Raw genomic sequence first — 1,016 nt, 5'->3', positions numbered from 1 at the left:
GCTGACCACGAAGGTTAGGCATTCGGCTATCAAGGATCACGCATCCGGCCTGATGAATGTTCACTTCGTCGAGAAAAGATTGCCCATCAGCAAAAGTCGTCACGTTAAAGTCATGCTCCTCCAGCATAAAAGCCAGCGAATCACGCACCGATTCGTCATCGTCAACCACATAAACAGGCAGCTGCTTTTCACTGCTGATCATTAACTGCTCCTAAATACCGATTAGTTTTGATAAGGAAACACAAGCTCAACCAAACAGCCGTGCGGCGTGGTCGAAGCAATGAGAAACTCGCCGCCGTGCATTTCCATTACGTCACGACAAATCGCCAGCCCCAGCCCAAGTCCTTCGGCTTTAGAGCTCACAAAAGCTTGGGTCGGATTATCTTGCTGTAACCCAGTGCCGTTATCCAATATGCGAATAGAAAGCTGGTTAGCTTGATAGTCACAGTGCAGGTCAATTTTACCTTGGTAGCCGGACGAGTGGTATTTCTCCTGAAACAAAGCACACGCATCAATGGCGTTGTTGATCACATTAACCAAAACCTGCTGAACGCCCACGGAGTCTGCCAGTAGAGGACGCATCTCTCCTTCAACGCTGGTCACAATGGCGACGTTCTGCTTTTGCATTCGAAAATGAAGCAGCTCAATGGTGTCTGCAATCAAGGCTTGAATATCGCATGGTGTCTTATCAACACTGCGTTTGCGTATCAACGTTCTTAAACGCTGAATGATGGCATCGGCTCGTTCCACTTGCCCCTGTATTTTCTCTAGCACAGGCACAATATCTTCATGCGGACGCTTCTTCGCAAGACGCAGTAACCCACCTTCACTGTAATTACGAATGGCTGCCAGCGGTTGATTTAATTCATGAGCCAGACTGCTGCCAATTTCCCCGACAATCGCCACTCTTTGTGAATGTTCTAACTGCTCGCTTTTCTCTTTCAGCCTTAGCGATGTCAGCTCTAATGCTTGTTTGCTTTTGCTAAAACGATACTCAAGCCAAAAGTGGTACGCGT

Annotated in this window: 2 protein-coding genes; both read right to left on the bottom strand. The window is 47.8% G+C overall.

Going from position 1 to position 1,016, the window contains the following annotated elements:
- A partial coding sequence (locus tag R7F67_RS25055; RefSeq protein WP_318057563.1) for a response regulator occupies positions 1–202 on the bottom strand: 202 nt, incomplete at its 3' end.
- A 20-nt stretch (positions 203–222) separates the two neighbouring features.
- A partial coding sequence (locus R7F67_RS25050; RefSeq protein WP_318057562.1) for a sensor histidine kinase occupies positions 223–1,016 on the bottom strand: 794 nt, incomplete at its 5' end.

Source organism: Vibrio sp. YT-17 (assembly GCF_033337375.1).
Classification (GTDB): Bacteria; Pseudomonadota; Gammaproteobacteria; order Enterobacterales; family Vibrionaceae; genus Vibrio; species Vibrio alginolyticus.
Note: the sequence above shows the minus strand (reverse complement) of the source record. Positions and strands in the feature narration are given on the sequence as shown.